Origin of the sequence: Alteromonas genovensis, assembly GCF_010500895.1 — a bacterium.
Lineage (GTDB): Bacteria > Pseudomonadota > Gammaproteobacteria > Enterobacterales > Alteromonadaceae > Alteromonas > Alteromonas genovensis.
On record NZ_JAAAWO010000002.1, the window covers coordinates 107,741 to 132,923 of the forward strand.

Sequence of the window (25,183 nt, forward strand, 5' to 3'; positions counted from 1 at the left end):
TGTCGCCTTGAAAGAAAAAAGGACGTAAACAAGCCCTTTATTTCAATAAGGTAAAGTTCTTCCAGTTTATTTGAGTAGACAGCCGCATTTCTCTAATAGACAGTGCACGAGGTGATACGCGAGATTTGAAGTTCCAAGCATGACCCGAGCAAGCACTCGCCATGATGGTTTTCGTTGGTTTAAGAAGAGTTTTACTATTAAAAGCTCCGTAGTTTTCAAGTCCACTTTCACGAGACTCTTCATCTGAGCTTTCAATGGAATGACTAGCCTGCTTATTTCTTCGATTCGCTTCCTGACTGTTTCCCCGATTGACTCCATCAACTGTAAACCAACCGTGTTTGTTCAGATGAACGACGTCATCTACCAACATCGTTTTGTCGATAGCGTCTAATTCAAGGTGAATACCTTCAATGGTTTTAACTAAGACTGGAACAATTAACCCATAGTCGGCATGTTTTCTAAACCATTGCGCTGTTGCATCAGCATTCTGTGGTAAACGGGGCGCAGATTTTGGCTGCTTGGCGTACCAGCTTCCGTTATAGGTGTCGGTAGATAGTGGGGTGGGGTTGGTTACAAAATATCGAGCGACACTTCTAATATGATGAGGCAAGCCACCAATTCGGCGTTTAAGGATAGACGCATTACTGATACCGCTGTGGGCAATAAACAAAAGTTCTCTTTCATATAGCGCCGTACACACTTCAGAAAACTGTGCGTGATTACCACCCAGCTCGCCTAAGTCGTTAAAAAAACCTGATTGTGTTTTTGGCGGATGACTGTTTGTGCTCACGTTAACATCGCGTTTTGACTGTCTCTGCACTAACCGTATCAAGAAACCTGCAAACTCGCTACTGCTCGCTTATTAATTGCTTAAGAAGTGACGAAAGAAGAAAGGCCTTTTACGAAACGTCTGGTCGGATTGCGGTTCAGGCGGCGGCTTAGCACGATGAGAATATTGAACATACTTGATATTACTTTTTTCGAGAAAGTGAAATTGTCTGACTAGCACTAATAGCATTTTTATCAACATCAACGTCAGTATCAATATCAACATTCGTTCCACGTTGTTATTTACCAATTTAATACTTTTGGTAAGTTTTTTAAAAAGTTGTTGTTTTTCCTTCTGTTACTTTAATAGCAGTAAATTATTGGCCTCAGGGCCTATTTTTAAAAGGTTAAGTAAAACTCTACAGAAATTTACATTTAAAACAACTTGGTATTACCAACTTTAGTCTTAAAACCGATTTTTGTTTGTATTCTTGGTTGACCAATGCCGTTTTTTGGCATAACTTTGTGAACGCCTTGTGAACGTATTGTAAGTTTTTAACCGGCAGGGCATATGACGATGAAAAATAATTCTGTGATTCAGGTGGGTTAGAAACTCACTTTTCAATCCTTAAAGGAAACACAAATGGGACACAAACTATCTAAGATTACACTTGCCGTGCTGTCAGCTACATCACTCAATTTTGCCTCGATGGCCCATGCACAAGAGGCTGAAGAGCAAGGCAAGCAAGAAAAAGAAGTTGAAGTGATTGAGGTTTCAGGCATTCGCGCTTCACTCGCAAGCGCCCTGAATGAAAAACGCTTCAGCAATAACTTAGTTGAAGTTATCGAGGCCGAAGATATTGGTAAGCTACCTGACCAAAACTTAGCTGAAGTCCTAGAAAATATTACTGGTATTCAAATTACGCGTTCTGCTGGTGTTGGTACTGGTGTACAAATTCGTGGTACAGACGCAAACAGAACAGAAATCAACGGTGTTTCAACAGTAGGTTCTGGCGCAGGTAGAAGTGGTATAAACTTCGAAGACGTGTCAGCTGCAATTATTGCGGGCCTTGAGGTAACGAAATCTCCAGATGCGAAAACTATCGAAGGTTCAGTCGGTGGTACCATCAATTTAAAAACTATTCGTCCTCTTCAACTTACTGAAAGGCTTGCTGCCGTTCGTGTACAAGGCGAAAACAGTAGCCTTACAACAGACAGCACTTTCCAACCACGATTTTCCGGGACTTTCGGTGACAACTGGGAAAACGACAACGGTAAGTTTGGTGTAGTAATAAGTGCAAGTTACGCAGAGCAAGATGTGACTGCATTCCGCCCACGTGCTGACCGAGACAACCTAGTAGCTACTGATAGTGGTTTCGCTAGTGCCCAGGCGTTCGACTTCCTTCCTATCCAGTTCTTTGTTCAAGACTACGATAACTTTGAATATGAAACTAAGAACTTCGTAGGTACGTTTGAGTGGGCGCCGAATGATAATTCCAGAGTGTTCTTCGACGCAGTCATTAACGATCAAGAACGTCGTCAAGAAAGCTCACGCGTACAGGCTTCGGGCGTGAGTGCACTTAATGACATTTCAGTTCCTGATGAATATGAAACGGTTAACTTTGGTTCATTGGGTGGAAGGAACCTGGGTTCTATCGAAGCAGCTTTGCGTGGCGTTATTCCTGTAAACCTAGAGAATGATGATGACGATCCAAACCTTCGTTTCTCTAGCGATACAAACTCTCGTATCACCGACAGTAAAATATTCAGATTTGGTGGTGAGTGGCAAGGCGATAAGTGGAGCATCTTCACTGAAATCGCGTCATCTTCATCAGATACTACGACGCCAAGCTTTAATACTACGCTTAACTTTATTAACCCTAATGCGCCCTTAGACGCTGGTGGCGGTAACGATAACAGTGTGCCATTTGCCTATGATTTGTCTGGTGGTTCGCTAGCATTTGGAATCGCTGAGGGTGCAGACTTTGCGCCTACGTCATCACAGTTACTCGACCCTAATAATGTGGTACTGCGCGATGTCAACATTGGTCGAGATACAACTGAAAACTCTGAAGATGCATTTCGTGTTGATGCGTCTTATTACATCGATTCAGTTATCACCTCAGTCGACTTTGGTTATCGATACAATAAATCTTCAAGCGTACGGGAAGATATTGGTACCAGCGTAGGTTTGCGTACCATGGACGACAGTCCTCGCGGTAGCCTGTTCGCTGACCTTCTTGTTGCTGGTCCAGACAACTTCAATGATGCTGATGGTCGTCAGTTATTCGTAAAAGACTTCCTTTTGATAAACCCAGAGTTAGTTGCATCAGACCCAGATGGCGTTTTAGCAACACTTCAGTCTGCATTGACGACCCATGGTTCTAGCAGATCGTTAAGCCAACCGACAGCGTCATCATCTGGTTTCTTTGATATTGAAGAAGAGACTCATGCTCTTTATGCACAAGCGAACTTTGAATACGAAATGTTCCGCGGTAACTTTGGTCTACGCTATTTGCAAACTGACGTGACTTCATTAGGTAATTCAATTACTGAAGATGACGCCGGCAACGAGATAGTGTCAAGAGTGACCAACAAAGGTGATTACGATTTCGTATTACCACGCCTTAATATCGTTGCAGACGTTACCGACGATGTGGTTGTTCGCTTCGGGGCAGGTAAAGATATCCGCCGTCCAAACTACAACGACCTATCTACGTCTGTGGTTTACAGCACAAGTCCTAACCCGAATGTAGCGATTGGTAACCCTGGCCTAAGCCCTGAAGAAGTGACGTCATACGATTTATCAGCAGAATGGTATTTTGCAGAGGCTAGTGTCGTCAGTATCGGTATATTCCATAAAACACGTAAAGATCTGTTTGTTGACCAAATTGTTAGCCCATTCGAAGATCCAACCACTGGCTTCCGTGACCTAACCGACCCTTGTGAAGGCGGCGGTATCTTCAACCCTATTGCAGACATCAACGTGTTTGGTCCTGATTTGGGAACGGGTGTGTGCGTAGGTACAGAAACTAAAGTTAACGACACGGGTGAAACAACGCAAAAAGGTATTGAATTTGCTGTTCAGTATGACTTGTCAGGCTTTGAAAAAGAGCTAGGTTGGGCATCAGGTTTTGGTGTGTTGGCTAATTATACCATCCAAGAGTTCTCTGGTGGTGATACTGAAAACAGTGCGACCTCACGTGCCGCTAATGTATTTGCAGCAACAACGGGTAGCGATGAGGAAGTATCTGCAGTTCAGGGTTTACTCAACCTTTCTGAAAATGCTTACAACTTCACGCTGTATTACGAAAAGTACGACTTTTCTGCACGCATGCGTTACACGTGGCGTGAAGCGTTCAGAACGGACGACTTCGGAAGTACTTCCAGCTTCCCTTGGGGCTTCCCGGCTGTTCAAGGGGATCGCGGCCAGCTTAACGCAAGCGTTACCTACACGGTGAACGAAAACTTAAACGTTGGCATTGAAGCGGTGAATTTAACCGAGTCAGAAGTTGACCAGTACTGTGTTAATGAAAATGCCGTTCTTTGTTTCCAAGGATTGACAGATCGCCGCATTACTGTTGGCGCAAACTACAGATTTTAGAAGAGACACTGTAATCAAGGTTTGGCCTTTGTAAAAAAAGGTCAAACCATTAACAGATAGCTATTAACACTCAGCCATCAAAATATGGCCATAAACATATAGCGGAGCAACCCGCCTAACGTTGCAATCATCACCACAGGTGATAAGCCGTAAATATCCCCTAAGGCGATTGTGACCTAGCGAGACGTAATTAGCATTGAAACTGGATACTCAAGCGTTCATTCACCAATGTAATAAATGTATGAATATCCTACCTTTACTAACTTTTTATTTACCAATATTTAAATATAAATCTAGATTGGTTGACAAATTGGTCTAATAAAAATAGACTTTTGATATGTGCTTCCGGTTATCAATAAACACGATTATCCCGAAGGGGCTAAATCGTTAAGCAGTCTCTAGCGTTATTAAGAAAGAATTGTATTAACCAGTGAATAAACAAGACTTCACTGCTTAGAACTCAATACTAGTATCAAAATTTAGGAGTTATTCATGTCCAAACCAACGATCGGTTTTATCGGCCTAGGCCTTATGGGCGGCAATATGGTTGAGAACCTTCAGAAGAAAGGTTACTCAGTTACCGTAATGGATTTAAACAAAGACGCCGTTGAGCGATGTGTAGCTCGCGGCGCAAACACAGCGTCTTCGGGCAAAGAACTAGCTGAACAGTCAGAGATCGTGATGTTTTGTTTAACAACATCAGACATCGTTGAAAAAGTGGTATATGCAGAAGATGGTGTCTTAGCGGGTATGAAAGCCGGATCAGTATTGATTGACTTCGGTACATCAATTCCTGCTTCAACGCGCAAGATTGGCGCAGACTTAGCAGAGAAAGGCGCTGGTATGATTGATGCGCCGCTAGGCAGAACGCCTGCACATGCAAAAGATGGCCTATTAAATATTATGGCGTCTGGCGATATGGAAACCTTCAACAAAGTTAAGCCGGTACTTGACGATCAAGGCGAAAATGTTTTTCACCTTGGTGCATTAGGCGCAGGCCATACTACTAAGTTGATAAACAACTTTATGGGTATGACCACAGTATGTGCAATGTCACAGGCATTTGCAGTAGCTGAAAAAGCGGGTGTTGATAAACAGCAGCTTTTCGACATTATGTCTACAGGCCCGTCTAACTCGCCGTTTATGCAGTTTTGCAAGAACTACGCGGTAGACGATGTTAGCGACCTAGGCTTTTCTATTGCTAACGCTAACAAAGACCTTGGATACTTTTTAAAAATGGTAGAAGACCTTGGCACTGAGTCGAAGATTGCTGAAGGTTCATCTGCAAACCTCAATGCTGCCGTCGATGCAGGGCTTAGCAACGGTAATGTGCCGGAAATTTTTGACTACTTCAAAACGCTAGCAAAGTAATAGCGAATCAAGGTAGATGAGCGCTCGAGATAGAGTATTGTATCAAGAGCGCTACGTTCCACTATCCTCAAACCTAACATCGTTTCTGTAAAAAATATGACATTTTTATTTGCCGTCTCGATAAAGTAAGAGTGTGTTATGCGATTAAGTACGGTCTATTTAGCAAGCTTATTATTCACAAGCGCTTCATTTCTCTCATTTTCTATTGATGCTGCCGACTACGTTGTTTCCTCTCAAGAAGAATATAAAAACGTTTCAAGTAGTCTAACGCCTGGCGACACTATCATTTTAACGTCTGGTGTTTGGCAGGATTTCGAAATATTGCTAGAGGGTGAAGGTACGAGCGAGGCGCCAATCACCTTAAAAGCAGAATCAAAAGGTGATGTAGTATTATCGGGTAAGTCAAACTTAAGGCTGGCAGGGGAGCACCTCGTTGTTTCTGGTCTAGTGTTTAAGAATGGTTACACGCCAAGTAGCGCCGTTATTGCATTTCGCAAGAATAAAGAAAGTTACGCCAACCACTCTCGCGTAACAGATGTTGTTATTGACAACTTTAACAATCCAGACAAGCAAGAATCCGATTATTGGGTTGCCCTTTATGGTAAGCACAACCGCTTCGATCACAATCACCTAGAGGGTAAGCGCAACAAAGGCGTGACGGTTGCTGTTCGTCTTAACTCAGAGGCCAGCCAAGAGAACTACCATAAAATAGACCACAACTATTTTGGCTATCGTCCAACGTTCGGTTCAAACGGCGGTGAAACCCTTCGTATTGGAACCAGTCACTTCTCCCTCACTAATTCATACACGTTGGTAGAGAATAATATTTTCGAACAAACTAACGGTGAAGTAGAAATAATCTCTGTTAAATCTGGCAAAAATACGTTGCGCGGAAATGTATTTTTGTCGGCTAGAGGCACACTGACTCTTCGCCATGGCAATGGCAACATTGTTGAAAATAACGTGTTTCTTGGTAACGAGGTTGCACATACTGGTGGCATCCGCGTTATCAACAAAGATCAGGTGATCAGAAATAACTACTTAGAAGGCCTTAAAGGCTATCGCTTTGGAAGTGGCTTCACCATTATGAATGGCGTTCCCAATTCGCCAATTAACCGCTATCACCAAGTAGAAAACGCAACAATCACAAACAATACGTTCATCAACGTTGACCATATACATCTTGCAGCAGGCAGTGACGCCGAGCGAAGTGCAGCGCCTAAATCCACTATTTTTAAAAACAATGTGGTGTATAACCAAAACGACACACAGCCATTTTCTATTTTCGATGATGTTAGCGGTATTTCCTTTCGTGATAACGTCACTAATACAGAGACTGCAAGCCCCATTGCGAGCGGGTTTGATAAGCAAAAGATTTCACTAAAAAGGGAGGGAAATGGGCTTTTTTACGCAAAAGGAATAGCTCAAGGTGTTGATGAATCTTTATCAGTTATAGACAAGGAAAGTGTAGGAACCTCCTACTATCCTAAAACGGTAGTCTCTGATGATTTCGATACAGGAAATACCATCGCTGTCGAGGCTAGCGCAAAGGCGTTAAAAAATGCCATAGCAACAGCACAAAATGGTGATGTGTTAGAGCTCGCTGAGGGAGAGTTTGTTGTACCGTCTGTACTCTACATTGATGACGCTATCACTATTAAAGCGCGAAATTCGCAGAAAACCACCCTGTATTTTGAGCGCACTGCGCTATTTGAAATTCGTGACGGGGGAAGCCTAAAACTAGAAGGCCTGGTTATCTCTGGTGCACAAAGCCCTGATTCCTCTGGCAACAGTGTGGTACGTACAAAGAAATGGGGCATGGTAAACAATTACCGATTCACACTAGCAAACACCATTGTGAAAGACCTTGATATTAACCACTCGTTCTCATTCTTTACCTCTGGAAAAGGGGCCTTTGCTGATGCAATAACCCTTTCTAATAATACTTTTACATCGGTTTCAGGAGATATTCTGCGCCTAGATAAAGAAATTGAAGATTATGGTATTTACAACGCTGAATACGTCACCCTTAAGCAAAATACATTTACAGATATAAAAGGTGGTGTACTTAAGCTGTATCGAGGTGGCACTGATGAAAGTACATTTGGCCCGCACTTGCTTATGACCAACAACGTGCTAAATAACGTGGGTAACGGTAAGCGCAACAAAAAAGGGGCTAGCGTGTTCTTACATGGTGTGCAGGTTACTGATGTACAGAGTAATGAGTTTATTCAATCAGGACCTCTTATCATTGACCACACGGTTGGTGAGCCTATCACTTCTGTAATCGATAATACGTTTACGGCGACACCGACAATACAAATCCAAGAACTTCATGCCGAAGGACCACATACCGCAATACTAAAAAACAATATTGTTGCGGGAAAGGAAGCGAGTAACCTATGAAAAAGCTAGCCATTATATCGTGCGCCACAGCCGTGCTTTTATTTGCCGCGTCATCGCTGTCATTCCAGTCGCAGGCTGCCCACCCTAACTTAGTGATTACTGAACGTGATGTGGTTGACATGAGAGCGGCCGTAAAGGAAGGAGGTCGCTTTTCAAATGCCTATCATGCACTTAAGGCAAACATCGACTTTTACATGACGCAGCCAAATGTTGTACCTGTGCCAAAAGATGGCGGCGGCGGTTACACCCACGAACGTCATAAGAAAAACTATCAGCTTATGTACAACGCTGGCGTGTTGTATCAAATCAGCCAAAATGAAGCTTACGCCAACTACGTTAAAGATTTACTGCTCGATTACGCTGCACTGTACCCTACACTTGATGTGCACCCAAAACGAAAAGTAAAGTCGCAAAATCCTGGAAAGCTGTTTTGGCAGAGCCTAAATGAAGCCGTTTGGCTAGTGAATACCATTCAAGCCTACGATTTGGTTTATACGGCGCTAAGTGATGGTGAACGTGCAACTATAGAAAACAAGCTGTTAAAGCCAGTTGCACTATTTCTCTCGGAAGGCCAGCCTTCTACGTTTAACAAAGTGCATAATCACGGTACTTGGGCTACCGCTGGTGTAGGTATGGCTGGGTATGTGATGGACGAACCAGAATGGGTAGAGAAGGCGTTATACGACCTTGAAAAGTCGGGTAAAGGCGGTTTCCTGCGTCAGCTTGATACACTGTTCTCACCTCAGGGCTATTACAACGAAGGCCCTTATTACCAGCGTTATGCACTCATGCCCTTTGTTACTTTTGCCAAAGCGATTGAGAACAATCAGCCTGAAAGAGACGTGTTCGACTATCGCGATGGGGTTTTACTTAAAGCCATCGATACCACCATACAGCTAAGCTATAACGGCTTATTTTTCCCCATAAACGATGCTATTAAAAGCAAGGGGGTTGATACTATCGAACTGGTTTACGGTGTTACGGTAGCGTATGGGCGAACAGGTGATACAGCCTATTTAGACATTGCTGATAAGCAAGACCACATTGTATTAACTGGCGATGGCGTAAAGGTAGCAAAAGCCTTAGACGATGGCTTGACTACGCCTTATAAGTTTCGCTCAGTGGCATTCGGCGACGGTAAAGACGGCGATGAAGGCGCTTTGGTAGTCATGCGCAGCGAGACAAATGGTGATTCTGCAGTACTGTTTAAACCCGCAGCTCAAGGGTTAGGCCATGGTCATTTCGATAAACTCACATGGCAGTTCTATGATGCAGGTGAAGAAATCGTATCTGATTATGGTGCTGCGCGTTTTTTAAATGTGGAAGCAAAATTTGGTGGTCGTTATCTGCCGGAAAACAACAGTTATGCTAAACAAACTGTTGCGCATAACACGGTAGTTGTCGATGAAAAAAGTCATTTCGATGGAAACGTTAAGATTGGAAATCGCAATGCTCCCACATTGAATTTCTTTGAAACGAACGCATTTGGCACGATAGCCAATGGAGAGATTGAAACCGCCTATGATGATGTGTCGCTAGAAAGAACATTGGCCCTAATTGACCTTCCAAAAATAGACAAAACGGTTGCGCTGGATATTTTCGACGTGACCTCATCAAGTAATCATCAGCTCGACCTTCCGCTTCATTACAAAGGGCATTTAATTGATACCAGCTTTCCAATGACGGCAAACACATCTTCACTTCCAGCCCTAGGTAAAGATAACGGTTATCAGCACCTTTGGCTTAAGGCTCAGGGAACGGTTGAAGACACCTTATCAAGAGTGACCTGGCTTAACGAAAATGGACACTTCTATTCTCAACTAAGCTTAGTGACTTCTCCAGAAACCTTTTTATTCACTCAGCTTGGTGCTGGCGACCCTAATTTTAACCTTCGAAATGAAAATGGATTTATTCGCAGAGTAGAGGGGGCTTCATCTCACCAGTTTGTGTCTGTGCTTGAGCCTCATGGGAGCTACAACCCAAGCAAGGAGTTTACGCTTAATGCATCAAGCTCAATAACGGCGCTTTCAATGGATGAAGAGTCTGGGATTGTGCTGGTTACACTAACTGCCGCCGAGCATACGTTTCTGATTGCGATAGACAAGCGAAGCGCCGCTGCAGATGAATCAAATTCTTTCACTTTTAACAATACTTCATATTCTCTTGATGGCCGATTTGCCGTTTATGAGCTGTAACACGATTAGGAATAGATATTATGAATAAGCAAAGCGAACACTTTTTATTCGGCAATGACACACCTATTGAAGACTTAGGTAATGGTTTAAAGCGTCAAATGCTTGGATTTAATCACGAGTTGATGGCAGTTAAAGTGTTTTTTGATAAAGGCGCTGAGGGTTACACCCATAAACATCGTCACTCACAGGTGACCTATGTAGAGTCTGGTGAATTTCATTTCAGCATCGACGGTGAGATGAAAATTCTCAAAGCCGGAGATAGCTGTTTAATTCCTCCCCATGTGGAGCACGGTGCAGTATGCCCAACAGGTGGTGTGTTAATCGATACATTTAGTCCTGCACGCGAAGACTTCGTAGGGGAATAGCCATGAAAGTAAACGGCTTACGCTGGTGGGTAATAGCACTTATTGCGCTTGCTACCATCATTAATTACATCGACCGTCAGGCGCTGAGTGTGCTTTGGCCGGACATTGTTGAAGATTTGTTCCCAGATAAAAGCGCGCTAGAGCGAAAGCAGATTTACGCCAATATCTCTATTGTGTTTGTTTTCGCATACGCCTTTGGTCAAGCTATATTTGGGAAGGTGTTTGACTGGGTAGGTACCCGATTGGGCTTTGTTTTATCCATTGGAGTGTGGTCACTGGCTACCGTGTTACATGCCTTTGCACAAGGTGTACTTAGCTTTAGTTTCTTCCGTGCTATTCTTGGTGTTGCCGAAGCGGGTAACTGGCCGGGTGCTGCGAAGGGCAATGCCGAGTGGTTCCCCACCAAAGAGCGTGCTCTAGCACAGGGCATTTTCAATTCAGGTGCCGCTATCGGTGGCATAATCGCTATTCCCGCTATAGCAATGCTTACCATTTATTTTAACTGGCAAATGGTATTTGTGATTGTAGGTGCAATTGGTTTCCTATGGTTGGTTCCATGGCTTATTTTGGTGAAGTCGCCGCCAGGCAGTCACCCTTGGATAACGGAAGAAGAAAAGCAGTATATTCTTACCGGCCAGCGCGCAGAAGATAAAGATGAGCATGGCAATGCGTGTGAAGAATACAACCCGTCTACCGCTGAGTTATTAAGGCATAAAGAAAGCTGGGGCGTTATTATTGCGTCAGCCGCTATCGATCCTATTTGGTGGTTATTTGTATTCTGGATCCCTATCTATCTTAACGAAGTTTATGGCATGGACGTACAGTCTATTGGCCTTTACGGTTGGGTGCCTTATGTGGGCGCCATGTTCGGAGCGTGGTTTGGTGGTCTGCTTGCGCAAAATAGACTGAAAGCAGGTTGGAACATCAACAAAACGCGAAAGCTCACTATTACGTTAGGCTGTCTTATCATGCTGCCTGCGTTGCTGGCGATGGCAAATCCTGGCGCACCTGTGATTGCGGTATTGATCATGGCCGTTATTTTGTTTGGATTCCAAACTGCAATCGGCAATGTTCAAACACTACCTAGCGATTTACTAGGAAGAAAAGCGGTTGGCACGTTATCAGGATTTTCCGGGATGGCCGCAAAACTTGGTGCGGTAGGACTCACATCGTTGGTGCCTTTTTTAACCGCTGATGGCAATTACACCCCCGCTTTTGTAATCGGTGCTTCGTTAGCCATTATTGCGATGGCTGCTGTGTGGTTCCTTATCCCTAAAGTTGAGCCGTTAAAAAGGTTGAAATAACGCTAGCAGTGCCCCGCTTAACAGCGGGGCAGGCAGCTGACCTCACAACGTAAATTGAGTGCAAATAATGAAAAAAATCTGCTTTATGGGCGAATGCATGGTTGAGCTGCGTCCGGTCGAGCCTCAAAAGCTGAATCAGTCATTTGCTGGTGATGTTTATAACTCTGCGGTTTACCTAACCCGCTGTTTTGCTCACGTTAGCGCGGCCATGTTAACTGCTGTTGGAAGCGACAGACTGAGCAACGAGATGGTGACTCGATTCAAGCAAGACGACCTTGATACATCGTATGTGTTTCAGCATCAAACTCGCTCCACGGGGCTTTACTTAATAGAAACTGACGAAACAGGTGAACGTAGCTTTACCTATTGGCGCAGTGAGTCTGCCGCGAAACAAATAATGTCGTTTATCACACAAGCGCAAATAGATTCGCTTAGCGACCTAGACCAATTTGTATTTTCAGGAATATCCATAGCAATCATTGAAGCTGGCGATAGAGAAGCGTTTTGGCAGTTCCTCAACACATTGAAATCAAAAGGGGTTCAAATTGTTTTTGACCCTAACTACCGCGCTAGGTTGTGGAAAAACGAGTCTGAGGCAGTGATAAATTTCGACCGCGCCTTTGAACTCTGTGACGTCACACTTGCTGGGGTAGAAGACTTAACCTCTCTTTATGGCGTCCACACCTCTGAAGAGGTGCTCAGCCTGTGTCAAAAGCATGATATCGGTGAAATCATTGTCAAAGATGGACCTTCCTCAGTTATCTCGTGGTTCGACAACGAATGTTTAGAGCACGCTATCACTCCCGTTACCAACGTTGTTGATACCACATCAGCAGGTGATGCCTTTAATGGCGTGTATTTGGGCGCAAGACTTTCGGGTAGCACTATCAGTGATGCGATTTCACTTGCTGCAAAAGCGGCTGGCATAGTTATTCAACACCCAGGAGCTATTGTCCCGAAGGGGCTGGTTGAGAAGGCCATTAGTTGAAAAGGTATTTGTTGAGAAGGCCATTCGTTTAAAAGATCATCACAAGCTAGAAAGTAGCAGCCGATGGTACAGACATGCTATCCACATGTTTTCCTAGCGCCTCAAAAGAGACGAAACAAAGCGCGAACAAAATGATATGTATACGCGCAATTACACAATAGACACTGCACTTATGCACTGAGTTCGGGGCTTTTGCCACGAAAAAACAATATGGAGATTTTCAAATGACCCGTTTTTCTGAATTAATGTCGGGACAGACTCTACTGCCCATTATCCAAGCCAATTCGAGTGAAGAAGGTGTGAACATCGCCAAAGCGATGGCTGAGGCTGGTCTTAATTTAGTAGAAGTGGTTCTTCGTACTGAGGCATCACTTGATGCATTAAGTGCTATCAAAAAAGAAGTCCCTTCACTATGCGTTGGCGCAGGGACAGTGATTAATAAAGATATTTTGAAGAAGGCCATTGATGCAGGCTCAGACTTTATTGTTACGCCCGCAGTATCAAGAGGGCTTTTAGCTGACCTTTCATCTTGCGGGTTACCCGTGCTTCCAGGTGTGTCCAACACGGGCGATATATTACTTGCGCTAGAAGCGGGCTTTGAAGAGCAAAAACTTTTTCCTGCGTCACTCTCCGGTGGTGCTCCTTTTTTGAGTGCAGTCTCCTCGGTATTTAAATCAGTTTCTTTCTGTCCGACTGGTGGCGTAAACCAAAATAATCAATCTGACTATCTCTCCTTGCCCAATGTTTTCGCCGTAGGTGGTACATGGATAGCCAAGAAAGAATGGGTTGCAGAGGGTAACTGGCAAGCGGTTACTGACGCGTGTCGAGAAGCAACAAAAGGCTAATTATTATGGATAGTATAAGGTCTACCATTAAACCCGGCGTGGCGCTTGGTGAAGAAGTGTCATCACTGTACGCCCATGCACGGCATAACGAGTATGCTTTTCCTGCGGTAAATGTTATCGGCACGCAGTCAATTAACGCCACGTTAGAAGCTGCAAAAAAAGTCGACTCTCCCGTTATTATTCAACTTTCACATGGCGGAGCGCAGTTTTTCTGCGGTAAAGGCTTGTCACTTCCGGCAGATGATAGAGCCGTTATCGGTGCGGTGGCTGCAGCTAATTACGTGCACCACGTCGCTGAAAAGTATGATGTGGCAGTGATGCTACATACCGATCATGCAGCCAAAAAGTTGCTGCCATGGATTGATGGCCTTCTCGATGAAGGTGAAAAGCACTATGCGCGAACCGGAAAGCCTTTATTTAGCTCGCACATGATAGACCTTTCAGAGGAATCTTTAGAAGAGAATATTGAAATTTGCGCTAAGTATCTCTCTAGGATGGCAAAGATTGGAATGACCCTTGAGATAGAGCTTGGCTGCACAGGTGGCGAGGAGGATGGTGTTGATAATAGCGATATGGACAATGCCATGCTGTACACCCAGCCTGAAGATGTTGCCTACGCATATAAAGAGTTAAGCAAAATCAGCGACAACTTTATTATTGCTGCCTCATTTGGGAATGTTCACGGCGTTTATAAGCCTGGAAATGTGGTTCTGACGCCACAAATTCTTAAAGATTCTCAGCACTATGTTTCGCAACAGTTTTCTCTTCCTAAAAACAGCCTGAATTTTGTCTTTCATGGTGGTAGTGGTTCAGAGCCAGAGAAGATAAAAGAATCGTTGGGGTATGGTGTAGTAAAAATGAATATTGATACCGACACTCAGTGGGCAACGTGGGAAGGCGTGCTTGATTACTACAACGATAAATCGGGTTACTTACAAGGGCAAATTGGCAACCCTGACGGCGACGATAAGCCTAATAAGAAGTTTTACGACCCCCGTGTGTGGTTGCGACATGCAGAAACCAACATGGTCAAAAGACTTGAGCAGTGTTTTGCTGACTTAAATTGTATAGGGCGTTACACATAATGCGTCGACGTACTCTTTTACTCAAATGGTGTTGGAACCGATCTAATTATGCTGATTAGGCCGATGCTTTGACGATGTACTATAGGCATCTGACAAGTACACAGCTAGCGAATGGTGAAAAGTACTAGACATACAGCCACACGGTATTCATCAACGTGTTCCCGTAGCGATGGGCTCTAGCGTGCCAGTTTGTGCTTATAATTCGCAAACGAAATAGCTAACCAACCACGGTAGAAATAGAGGTGTAAATGCACCCTTCGGCCTTACCAAAATACGTTGCTAAGCATTAAGGATAAATGCTTTTGACCGTTTATTGTGCGATTGCTAAGTGAATATTGAGCGTGTTGTTTGAATGCTTATGTTAGTAAAATACTGATTATTTCAGTCTTTTGCGTTTTTTAAGTAGGCTGAAATATGCACGAATTAAAATATTACCAATTGCGTGTATATTGGCGGAAAAAAAATGGCATAATATGGGCCTGCATGCGTACTAAATGGGTATATTGGACACAACAGTTTAGTGATATTTTCTTGGTCATTTTAACTTAGAAAATAGGCAAATTTAGAAGTTATGTGTGATGTTCAAGGGAATGTAATCGTTGGCTACAAAATTGACTATACCCAGCGAAGCAGTAAACGTGCTTAAGTATTTAGCAATTATTTTTAAAAGGTTCGACCATGAAAAACCGTCGCATGTTCTGGCAAATAGCCGAAAAAATCCAGTCATTAATTGAATCTGGATTATACCCTCCAGGAAGTAGACTACCTCCAGAGCGAGAACTTGCGGAATCCTTTAACGTGAGTCGGCCGACGATCCGTGAGGCGATCATTGCACTAGAAGTTCTGCAGCTTGTTGAAGTGAAAACAAGCTCTGGTGTGTACGTGCTCGATAAACCCAAAAATAATAATGATGCACCGGCCGAAACAATAAGTGCTTTTGAACTAACACAAGCGCGTGCTCTTGTTGAAGGTGAGGCCGCGGCGCTAGCTGCACTGTCGATCACTGATGAAGAGCTAAAAGCACTGGCGGCAACCCTTGATGCCATGGAGTCGGGTATAGAGGCGGAAAAAGCCGACCGTGAATTCCATATCATTATTTCAAAAGCAACCCGTAACAAAGCTATTTTGCTTGCAGTGAATAAATTTTGGTCGTTAAGAGATTCTCAGCCGCAGATTACACAGGCCTATAGCAATGTTTGCAGTCAGTCAGACAGAGACAGATTGGAAGAACATACTAAAATCTACCAGAGCCTAAAAGAGCGTAACTCACAAGCAGCCCGCGCTGCCATGCATGCTCATTTCAACAGACTCATTAATGCATTATTCGAAGCGAGCGAGGCACAGGCGCTAGAAGAGGTTCGTAAAAAGACGAGTCAGACAAGAGACTTGTATTCGCTAAGTCATCTGCGCAACTAAATCGCCACGTTGCCAACACGGCCCCAACTCGCCCCCAATATGCCTCTAACATACGAAAATAAAAAAACCTACTATGCAGCGCCTCGCATAGTAGGTTTTAGATATCCCTTGTTAACTTCCCTTGCTAATACCTACTCGCTTTCTGCGTAGTTGTCGTGGCTGTTTTTGATAGAGTAGAACGTGACTTTCGCTCGCTCATCGGCGTTGCTTGAGTTATTAACATGATAGACACCGACCTTAAAATACATATATTGGTCTGCTTCGTCATAACGACTTCCCGTCATATCGTAAGTACTCACCACATCCGCTTTACCTTCTCGAGAAATGGTGACAAACAGAGTGTTGCCAAGTACTTCAATGGTGTAGCTGAAAGGCTCGTTAAGGGCTATGCCGTCACTGGGGTTACTCGCTGAACTACTTCTAGACCCAATCATTTCAATCCAGTCTTCGCTCTTCTCCATGGAGCCATCCGCGCTGGCACGCTTTTCGTGAGCATAATAAATAGCGCCCTTATCATTGTTAGGCAGCTTGCGGTAATACAGCCTTACAGGTTCGTCATCATTAGCATGAATTTGGCCGATAATGACTCTGCCAATCTGATAATTTTCACCCGTTGTACTTACTTCATTGACAGCTAGAGAGACGTTAAGTTTACCGTCAACACCGCCCGCTGCTGTTTGTGCACTTTGCGGTGCAGAGCTAAATACCCAATTGTTTTTATTCACGCCCTGAGTGCTAATACTTTTATTTCCTCGTCTTAGCATTTCTCTCAGCTCAACACGCACGTAGCTGGTGTTTTGAGAGGTTTTAAAGCCATAGGCTGGAGAGCGCATTACAATGCCTGCATCGTCACTGGCATAGAAGTATTCTGAGTTAGTGTAGCCATCAGCCAGTTCGTTCTCATAGATACTATCTGATGTTCCTGAGCCGTCCTCGTCAGTAGGCACGCTCACATACCAATCGAGTAGTTCAATACCTACTTCATTGGGAAATACGTCGACAATTTCTCCATCGCCTGCTTCGCAGTTAAATGCGTCAACTTCTACTATGGCGGTTTCATCGTTTACTGAGTTTCCTGAACCCGTGATGCGAAGAAAATTCGCGGTTGTAGGCTCTTCAAAGCTGATAAGTTCAAAGCCTGAATGTCGACCGCTAGAGCTTTCATTGCTGAGTATGGTGCTCCAATCGTTGCCGTCTGACGAACCCTCAACTGAGAAGCGATATGTACGCTCACTGCCTTTAAACCATTTAATTTGAAGGCTACCTACCTGTCGCTCCTGTCCAAAACCAAGAGTCAGCGATTCGTTACTGAAGTTACTTTGCCACCTCGATGTGCTAGTTGTATCGTCATCAACAGCGTTACTTGCCCCATAGCTATCGCTAGATGCACTATCATCTGCAGATACGCTAATTGGCAGTGAGGTGGTGGAACATGTTTGACCGGCTGTGGGGGGCGGTAAAGGCACCTGCTCAGGCACCGACTCGCTAACTGGCTGCGATTGAGAGCCGGAGCCGCCACAGGCTGTTAGCGTTAAAAGGGTACACAATAGGTATAAGCTACGCATGAAATATTGCTCTTTAAATATAGAAAAAATGAAGCGCAGAGTGAGGGTAGGGCTACCCTCATGTCTGCGCTCTTTGTAGTTGCAAGGTTGATGTGTTTGCAAGACTGCTCGCACTTGCAAAGCTGCTAGCACTTACAATGGCGTTAGTACTTAAATTCAACACCTGCAAAAACACGTGGGCCGTAAACATTAATTTCTGCGAAATTATCACGTGACGGACGATACTGTCTTTTCGGGTCGTCAAACAGGTTGATAGCTTCGAGTCTGAATTTCCAGTTGCTGTTCAAGCGATATGACAAACGAGCCTCGAAAATTTCGGTATCGTCTACATAGCGCACGGCGCCCGGTGTGCTTAAGAATTGCTGGAAGTAATTACTACGATACTTGTAATTTACCGCCACATTAAAGTTCTCATATTCATAGTAAACCTGAGTGGAAAGTACGTGCTCAGAGAAACCAAATAGATTCGCAGGTGGAACAATACCAAAACGCTGCTCAAGCTCACCCGTGCTTGAATTAATGACAACTGAGGTACCAAAGCTTTCATCTTCAAATTCAAAGTTCGAATCTGCGTAGTTATAGCTCACCTTAAAGCCAAAGCCATTTAACCAGCTGTCTAAATAAGAGAACGAGTGTGTGGCGGTAAGCTCTAGACCGTAAATCTGGCTTGAGTCGTCACTTGTTTGAGGGGTAGTTACAATGGTATCCACCGACTCGCCATCAATTTCAAATGATTCCGTTTGCGACGTATTCGAGAACCCCCCGTCGAAGGTTTTATAGTAGAGACCGAATGCTAATACCGTATCTTCATTAGGGTACCATTCTACTGCAGCATCAAAGTTCCACGACATAAACGGGTCTAACAGTGGGTTACCAACTGCCACTGCACGGCCTACGGCATCAGACAAGTTACCTGTGACTACTTCGTCATCTATTCCGGTAAAGCTTCGACCGAATCCTAAATCAGATGGATCAGGGCGAGATAGTCCGCGATAAAGGCCGCCGCGTACAAGAATGTCGTCACGAACATCTACAATGACGTTTACACTTGGCAATAGCTCGGTATAACTGCCGCCGCCTTCTACTTGCTCTAGGTCTCCCCCGACTGGGCTTATTGCAGTAATAATGCCGTCAAAGTCTCTTTCAGCCGTAAGCGGGCCGCGATATGAAATTGAGGTTACGTCAGTTTTAACTACTCGAAGACCAAAGTTGCCTCGAACGCCATAATCACCGATGAAGGTGTCATAATCGGCCTGAAGGTAGGCAGCGATTGTGTCTTCTTCCATATCAACAGCGGCGATATCGCGGGCATCTGCTTCGTCGTTAGTAGGCATTGAGTTGGCGATAGTGCGGATATCACCGTTTTCCAGCGTCAACGAGCTAAGAAGGTTTTCTGCTAAGCAGATAGGGTCGAACGTGGCAAAAGAGTTGCCTGTACCGTTTGTTAGCACATTGCCATCACTATCCACATTGGTAAATAAAGGTGCACCGCCGGTTTCGTTGTCAAGAAAGCCTGATTCAGGAAATACCGTGTTACGACATGCTATGTTTGCCGCAGCTGCAGCATCGTTACTGAAGGTTAATTCTGTTCTGTTGTTGGTGCCGCTTCCGCCAGGAACACTTGCGTATTCAAGTTTAGACACTCGTAAGCCACCTTTTAAACCCACAATAAATTCCGAGTCAGGTATATAGTCAAAGTCTAAGCGGGCAGCATTAACGTCGTTGAAACGAGACTGATTTAGGTCAAGGCGAGTTCGTGCTTCGTCTGCAAAGGCAGCGTGATAATTTACATCAAAGTTTTGCAGTGTCCATGTTGGTACTAATGAACCATTGTTAAAGATTTGCGCAGCGGTGAGTACTTCACCATTACTATCTGCACCTTCAACGTTATTTTGATAAATATCTCTGTTTTCAGATTGAAGTCGAGTTTGAATAATGGTTTCTACCCGCTCTGTTTGCGAAGCGGCGTAGTCGAACATCACTTTTAATCTATCGTTGACGGTATACTTAATATTAATACCGCCGCCGTTGTATTTTTCACCGCGTTCAGCATATTGACTGTTGGTTTCAATGTTTTGAATTGCAGTAAATTGACGAAGGGCACCGTTTTCGGTGGCAGTTAAATTAAACGGTAATCTTTCTGATTCAGGGGTGTTAAAACCGTCAATGTGGTTTGCTTCTGCAAACACTAGGTCGTTACGAATTTCACTGAAATCGCGGTTTGAATACTGATAGTCGGCATTTATTTCTAGTTTATCGTTAGGTTGCCACTGCACAGCACCAAACACTGATTCACGGGTGTCGTCAGTAATGTTTTGTCTAAAAGAGTTTTGAGAGCGGGAAAATATAAAAGGTGTATTGGCATCAGGGGCATTGCCACTTTCATCTGCTACAAGGTCAAGGGCGCCACCACCGTCTTCACAATCAACACGGCCTTGGTTAATTCCGCCATCAAACCCAGGCGCAATGCGACAAGCATTCCACGAGGTGCCTGTGCGTGCCTCTTGCTCGGGGTTACTTTTGGTGTCCCGCTGTAAGCCAATTGAAAAGCCAAAATCACCTAGCGAGTCAGTTTCAATTTGATCTACGAAGCTGGTTGTAATTCGATGTCCAAATTCATCTACCGGCTCCTCTAAGTCGTAGTTGTCAGGGTTGAAGTTTCCTTTATACGACAACTGAAAACGGCGCTTCCCGTAGTCTAAAGGTCTGATGGTATCGAGGTGTATTTGCCCAGAAACACCACCTTCAATTAATTCAGCAGATTGGGTTTTGTATATCGCGACTTTGTTAAACAACTCTGATGGAAACTGAGAAAAGTTAACTGACCGGTCGCCACTGCCGTTAGCAGCTTCACGTCCGTTCATTACCGTGCTTCCTAGATATGGACCTAAACCTCGAATTGATATTTCCGTTGCACCGCCTTGCTCTCTGTGAGAAGAGGCGCCGGTTAGGGTTTCTAACGCTTCACCAATAGATAAGGCCGGCAGATCGCCAATATCGTCTGCTGAAATACCGTCGACAATTTCGGTAGACTCGCGTTTTATCGATATCGAGCTTTGAATAGTTTGGCGAATCCCTCGAACTTCAATAACTTCAGTTTCTTCAGCAGATTCACCTTCGCTCTCTTGCGAATAGGCAAAGAAGGGAGCCATTGTCATTGGTGCGCAAATTACACCAGCAACGAGTGAAGGGCGGTACGCCTTGCGTATCGCTCGCAATACTTGGCTTAATCTTGTTTCTTGTTTTAAATCAGTGTGCATAAACGTGATGTCCATTAAAGTTTCAACTACCAAACTCGAAGTAAGGCGTTCCTTGTGAATCCATGCTGTCCATATACCAGGAATTAGGGTAACCAATACTGCCAAGGTGTTACCAAAATGAATAGTAATTGTTACCAATGCTATTCTTTTGTTTACATATTGGCAATAACATTTGGTAAATATTTATAATTCTATTTAGTTTTAACGTTCTAACGTCGGCGTAATACAAAGCTCGTCATTGTTACTTTTAACGACGTATTTCAAATGACTGCGTTTTTAGCGCCTGTATCTCTATTTACCAGCAACTGGTGGTGTACTCTCACTCAATGTAAGCTTTGAGAAGCTCACTCTGGCATAGTCACCATTGGCTTTATCTTCTTCCCAGTTTCCCGTACCTAAACAGGCTGGATACCAAAACCCTGCTTTTTCGCTAGTACTGCATTGGTTGTATGCGCCAGCTTTAAAGTAGTTCCAGTCAAGAGTGTAACCATAGGGGTGATCGAACTTATCAAGTTCACCATTAGCATCCACCGCATTGGCTAAATTAATCTCATACTTCACCGTTTCGTGGCCCTCTGCCTCAAAAGTCAGATACATAGTATCTTCGTGAACATTGACGGTGTAAGACATTTCATCACCCAGTGCGATGCCCTCATCACCAGGGTTGGCAGGCTCTTTCCACGTGTTCCCCCAAACTGGGTAGGCAATATCGGTTCTATTTGGATCGTCTTTAGGAAGGTTGCGCTCGTAGGTCCAAAATACCGAGCCCGTTTCGTGCTCTGGCCATTTCTTATAATAGATTTTCAGCGGTTCATTGCCCCAACCGAAACCCTGTACTTTTTTATCCCACTTAGTAGCGTGGATCTGACCAATTACAACGGAAAACGCGGGTGGTCTGTCGGGGTACTTGGCCCTCTTTGCCACGTGCTCTACTTTCAGTGTTGCTTCCATTTTTCCACCAATACTGGCGAATCGTTTTGCAATTGGATTACTTGCCACCGTAAAGCTGTTTTTCGGCGATTGTGTTTTTATGCGGCCGTCATCGCCTTTAAGCATCTGACGAAGTTCGCTGCGAGTATTTGTCGAGTTTTTGGTTGTTAGCGCCTTATTAGGCGCAGTAAAGACCATGTTGCCTTCATCATCAAGGTAGAAAAAGTTGGGGTGATAAAAGCCCTGTAGGTCTTCCACAGAAATATTGTCAACCTTACCATCGTTATTGTCATCCACAGGAAGCGTGATATACCACTGAGAAAGATCAAATTGCTCTGACGGTGCGTCGGCAGCTACCCCTTGGCTTGAAAACAAGACGAAGCTTGAAAAGAGTAACGTCGTAAATTTTTTAGGTCGTATTTGCATAACGAAGTCTTCACATGTTGTTCACTTTGTTTCGCATATTAACAAACCAAATAAATTTACCAATAAATATTTTTTGACAAACCAATTATTCAAATGGAAGCGATTAGAAAGCTTATTCGATTAAGGCCTGTAAATACAAAGACTGCACGCCAGTGCACCGTGAGAATGCTCTATGTAAAATTAATTTTTGTACCTTACCGGTTGATAAAGGTTTCAAGACTAATTGTTAATTTTTTGTATTTAATTATGGAATATGGTGAGGGATTGTGATTACATACCAAAAAATAAATTGGTAATAATTAAGCTTTTTGTTGGTAAGGTTTTGTTTTTCAGCCTTCACAATGGTCAAGCATGGGTTTTAAAAAGGAAATAGGTGAACCGTGATGAAAATAAAGAGTGTGTTTACATTGAGTATGTTGAGTTTGACGCTTTACGGGTGCGGTGGTTCAGACGCACCTGAAAATCAGCCAGGCTCTGTAACGCTTTCAGGAAACGCTATCGCTGGCGAAACGCTCAGTGCGAGTGTGGAAGATGCAGATGGTTTTGATGCAAGCGCTGTATCCTATCAGTGGCTAGCCAATGGAATTCCTTTGTCTGACCAAACAAGCTCGTCTTTTACATTAACTAGTGCACAGCGCGGCGCTACAATTCGCGTATCAGTGACCTATGTGGATAATGGTGGAACGCGCGAAGGAGCAACATCAAACGAGACTTCTGAAGTACTTGCTAATGAAGTTGGTGCAATTACCGTTTCTGGCGCTACCACCGTTGGCTCGGTGCTAACAGCTGAGGTAACAGACGGCAATGGCTTGCCTGAAACAGTTACCTACTCTTGGTCAGCGTCTGGTACGGTGATAGAGGGCGAGACGGCTCAAACGTTAGAGCTTGGAGAAGCAACTGAAGGGACAACAATTACTGCTACTGCGAGCTATACAGATTTAGAAGGCTTTGAGGAAAGTGTTACCTCTGAGCCTACTGAAGAAGTTGCCCCTTTCGGTACGAATACCCCTGCAGAAATTAGTGGGCTAACCGCTACGGTAAGTAATGATGTGACTGATCCGCTAACAGGCTCGGTGTCCGTGTCTGATGTGGATGAGGGGGAAGCGACAATCGTCGCACAAACAGACACCACAATAACTTACGGTACGTTTTCTATTACGGAGTCTGGCGACTGGTCATACAATCTAAACACCGAAGATCCAACGGTTGCTGGCTTAGCCAATGCCTCTGAATCTGTTGAGGACAGTGCGGTACTAGAATCTGCTGATGGAACAGTTGCTACGCTGGTTATTACTATTATTGGTGTTAATCCTGCGAGCGGTAATAATCAAGCTGCTGTTATTAGAGATTTAACCGATGACGATACAGGAGAACTGCGTTTCTCTCTTCCCGAGGCACTAGCGGCCGGAAGAATTGAAGCAAGCTTCACCAGAACCGATGACGACCTTGGCAGCACTGATGCATTCATAAGCCTATTTAATTCGGGCAATAACAATGCAGGTTCTATCATTGACCTACGCATCCGTGATGATCAGTTTGCGACTCGCTACCCTGAACGCTCATTTGATGGAGTGGATGTTACACCAGGAACCTTACAAGACATTGTGATCACATGGGCTTATCCTGATGGAAACACCGCAGCGGGTCAATTGCCAGTCATTACTGTTGAAATAGACGGCGAAGCAGCGGTTGATCCCTTCACTCCAGATGGAAGCAATCCTGAAGGTGGCGTGACGACGGTTTCATTCCGTTTTGGTAGTAACTCTCTCGTGCTTCCTGAAACCGGTCAATTTACCATTGATGAGTTTGCTGTATACAGCGACGTAAATGGTGACACTCTGGTATTTGAAGATGATTTCTCTACTTATAGCGCAGGCTTTAATCTTGATTCAGAAGTGAGTGACACATCGCCTTACGCCACTAATACAGAAGATGCTCTGGTTGAAGAATATGGCTCAGCGTCTGGTGAGGGTAATCAGTACGCACGTGTTATTGATACTGATGACAGCGATACGGGAGAGTTGAGATTTGCGTTACCAGAAGCACAAGCCGAAGGTAAACTTGACCTTCGCTTTACGCGCACTGACGATGACGCAGGAAGCACTGATGCTTTTATTAGCCTATTCAACTCAGGTAATAACAACGCTGGCTCAATCATGGACTTACGAGTAAGAGATGATTCCTTTGGCTTGCGCTACCCGAGTATGGATATTGAAGGGGCTGTAGTAACACCTGGTGAATTCCAAACGTTAAGTGTGACCTGGGCTTACCCAGACGGAAACACGGCGGCAGGGCAATTACCTACCATTACGTTAGAAATTGACGGCGAAGCGGTAATGGATCCGTTTGAGCCAACTGGCAGTAATCCTGAGGGCGGTGTGACGACGATATCTTTGCGTTTTGGCAGCAACAGCACAGCGCTCACGCAAGATGCCATGTTCTGGCTAGACGACCTCATCATTTATGCTGACACTGCTGGAACGAACATCGTCTTCCAAGATGATTTCCAAAGCTATGCAGATGGTGAAGACTTAGACCCAGACAACAACGCAAACTCTGTATATTCAAGCAATACTTCGGAGGCAGTGGTAGCCACTGAGCAGTAAAAGCAGGCGTGTTACTCGATTACATTGCAACATCGGTTGTAATAGTATA

The 25,183-nt window shown here is 44.3% G+C and carries 15 protein-coding genes; 11 read left to right on the forward strand and 4 right to left on the reverse strand.

Features of this window, described 5'->3' with window-relative positions:
* Nucleotides 1-37: 37 nt before the first annotated feature.
* Nucleotides 38-790, reverse strand: coding sequence for a hypothetical protein (locus GTQ48_RS03260; RefSeq protein WP_163105152.1), 753 nt, complete (start codon nucleotides 788-790; stop codon nucleotides 38-40).
* A gap of 621 nt (nucleotides 791-1,411) precedes the next feature.
* Here GTQ48_RS03260 and GTQ48_RS03265 point away from each other — a divergent pair.
* The 10 genes from GTQ48_RS03265 to GTQ48_RS03310 all read left to right on the forward strand — a co-directional run bounded on the left by GTQ48_RS03265 (nucleotide 1,412) and on the right by GTQ48_RS03310 (nucleotide 16,347).
* A complete protein-coding gene (locus GTQ48_RS03265; RefSeq protein WP_163105153.1) occupies nucleotides 1,412-4,372 on the forward strand; it encodes a TonB-dependent receptor in 2,961 nt (986 codons plus the stop codon).
* A gap of 492 nt (nucleotides 4,373-4,864) precedes the next feature.
* On the forward strand, nucleotides 4,865-5,743 hold the full coding sequence (locus GTQ48_RS03270; protein WP_163105154.1) for an NAD(P)-dependent oxidoreductase: 879 nt from the start codon (nucleotides 4,865-4,867) through the stop codon (nucleotides 5,741-5,743).
* Between the two features lie 138 nt (nucleotides 5,744-5,881).
* Nucleotides 5,882-8,149, forward strand: coding sequence for a polysaccharide lyase 6 family protein (locus GTQ48_RS03275; RefSeq protein ID WP_163105155.1), 2,268 nt, complete (start codon nucleotides 5,882-5,884; stop codon nucleotides 8,147-8,149).
* The gene (locus tag GTQ48_RS03280) at nucleotides 8,146-10,344 is read left to right on the forward strand and encodes a heparinase II/III domain-containing protein (protein WP_163105156.1); all 2,199 of its coding nucleotides are present in this window, start codon (nucleotides 8,146-8,148) and stop codon (nucleotides 10,342-10,344) included. Before GTQ48_RS03275 ends, GTQ48_RS03280 begins: the two co-directional genes overlap by 4 nt.
* A 20-nt stretch (nucleotides 10,345-10,364) precedes the next feature.
* Nucleotides 10,365-10,709 carry a cupin domain-containing protein gene (locus GTQ48_RS03285; protein WP_163105157.1) on the forward strand — a complete coding sequence of 115 codons (345 nt, stop codon included), beginning with the start codon at nucleotides 10,365-10,367 and terminating at the stop codon, nucleotides 10,707-10,709.
* A 2-nt stretch (nucleotides 10,710-10,711) separates the two neighbouring features.
* Nucleotides 10,712-12,013, forward strand: a complete 1,302-nt coding sequence (locus GTQ48_RS03290) for an MFS transporter (protein WP_163105158.1) — start codon at nucleotides 10,712-10,714, stop codon at nucleotides 12,011-12,013.
* A 67-nt stretch (nucleotides 12,014-12,080) separates the two neighbouring features.
* Entirely contained in the window at nucleotides 12,081-13,001 is a 921-nt protein-coding gene (locus GTQ48_RS03295) for a sugar kinase (protein ID WP_163105159.1), read from the forward strand.
* A gap of 224 nt (nucleotides 13,002-13,225) precedes the next feature.
* Complete coding sequence (gene eda, locus GTQ48_RS03300; protein WP_163105160.1) at nucleotides 13,226-13,846, forward strand: bifunctional 4-hydroxy-2-oxoglutarate aldolase/2-dehydro-3-deoxy-phosphogluconate aldolase; 621 nt, start codon at nucleotides 13,226-13,228, stop codon at nucleotides 13,844-13,846.
* 5 nt (nucleotides 13,847-13,851) lie between these two features.
* Nucleotides 13,852-14,931: a class II fructose-bisphosphate aldolase gene (gene fbaA, locus GTQ48_RS03305; protein WP_163105161.1), complete on the forward strand. Its 1,080-nt coding sequence runs from the start codon at nucleotides 13,852-13,854 to the stop codon at nucleotides 14,929-14,931.
* Nucleotides 14,932-15,609: 678 nt separating this feature from the next.
* The gene (locus GTQ48_RS03310) at nucleotides 15,610-16,347 is read left to right on the forward strand and encodes a FadR/GntR family transcriptional regulator (protein ID WP_163105162.1); all 738 of its coding nucleotides are present in this window, start codon (nucleotides 15,610-15,612) and stop codon (nucleotides 16,345-16,347) included.
* A gap of 131 nt (nucleotides 16,348-16,478) precedes the next feature.
* Here the strand turns inward: GTQ48_RS03310 and GTQ48_RS03315 are convergent, their stop codons facing one another.
* The 3 genes from GTQ48_RS03315 to GTQ48_RS03325 form a co-directional block, all read right to left on the reverse strand.
* A complete protein-coding gene (locus GTQ48_RS03315; protein ID WP_163105163.1) occupies nucleotides 16,479-17,912 on the reverse strand; it encodes a polysaccharide lyase family 7 protein in 1,434 nt (477 codons plus the stop codon).
* A gap of 143 nt (nucleotides 17,913-18,055) precedes the next feature.
* Nucleotides 18,056-21,310: a TonB-dependent receptor gene (locus tag GTQ48_RS03320; RefSeq protein ID WP_239059980.1), complete on the reverse strand. Its 3,255-nt coding sequence runs from the start codon at nucleotides 21,308-21,310 to the stop codon at nucleotides 18,056-18,058.
* A gap of 153 nt (nucleotides 21,311-21,463) precedes the next feature.
* Entirely contained in the window at nucleotides 21,464-22,528 is a 1,065-nt protein-coding gene (locus GTQ48_RS03325) for a polysaccharide lyase family 7 protein (protein ID WP_163105164.1), read from the reverse strand.
* Nucleotides 22,529-22,911: 383 nt separating this feature from the next.
* Between GTQ48_RS03325 and GTQ48_RS03330 the strand changes: the two genes are divergently transcribed.
* On the forward strand, nucleotides 22,912-25,134 hold the full coding sequence (locus GTQ48_RS03330; protein WP_163105165.1) for a VCBS domain-containing protein: 2,223 nt from the start codon (nucleotides 22,912-22,914) through the stop codon (nucleotides 25,132-25,134).
* Nucleotides 25,135-25,183 lie beyond the last annotated feature (49 nt).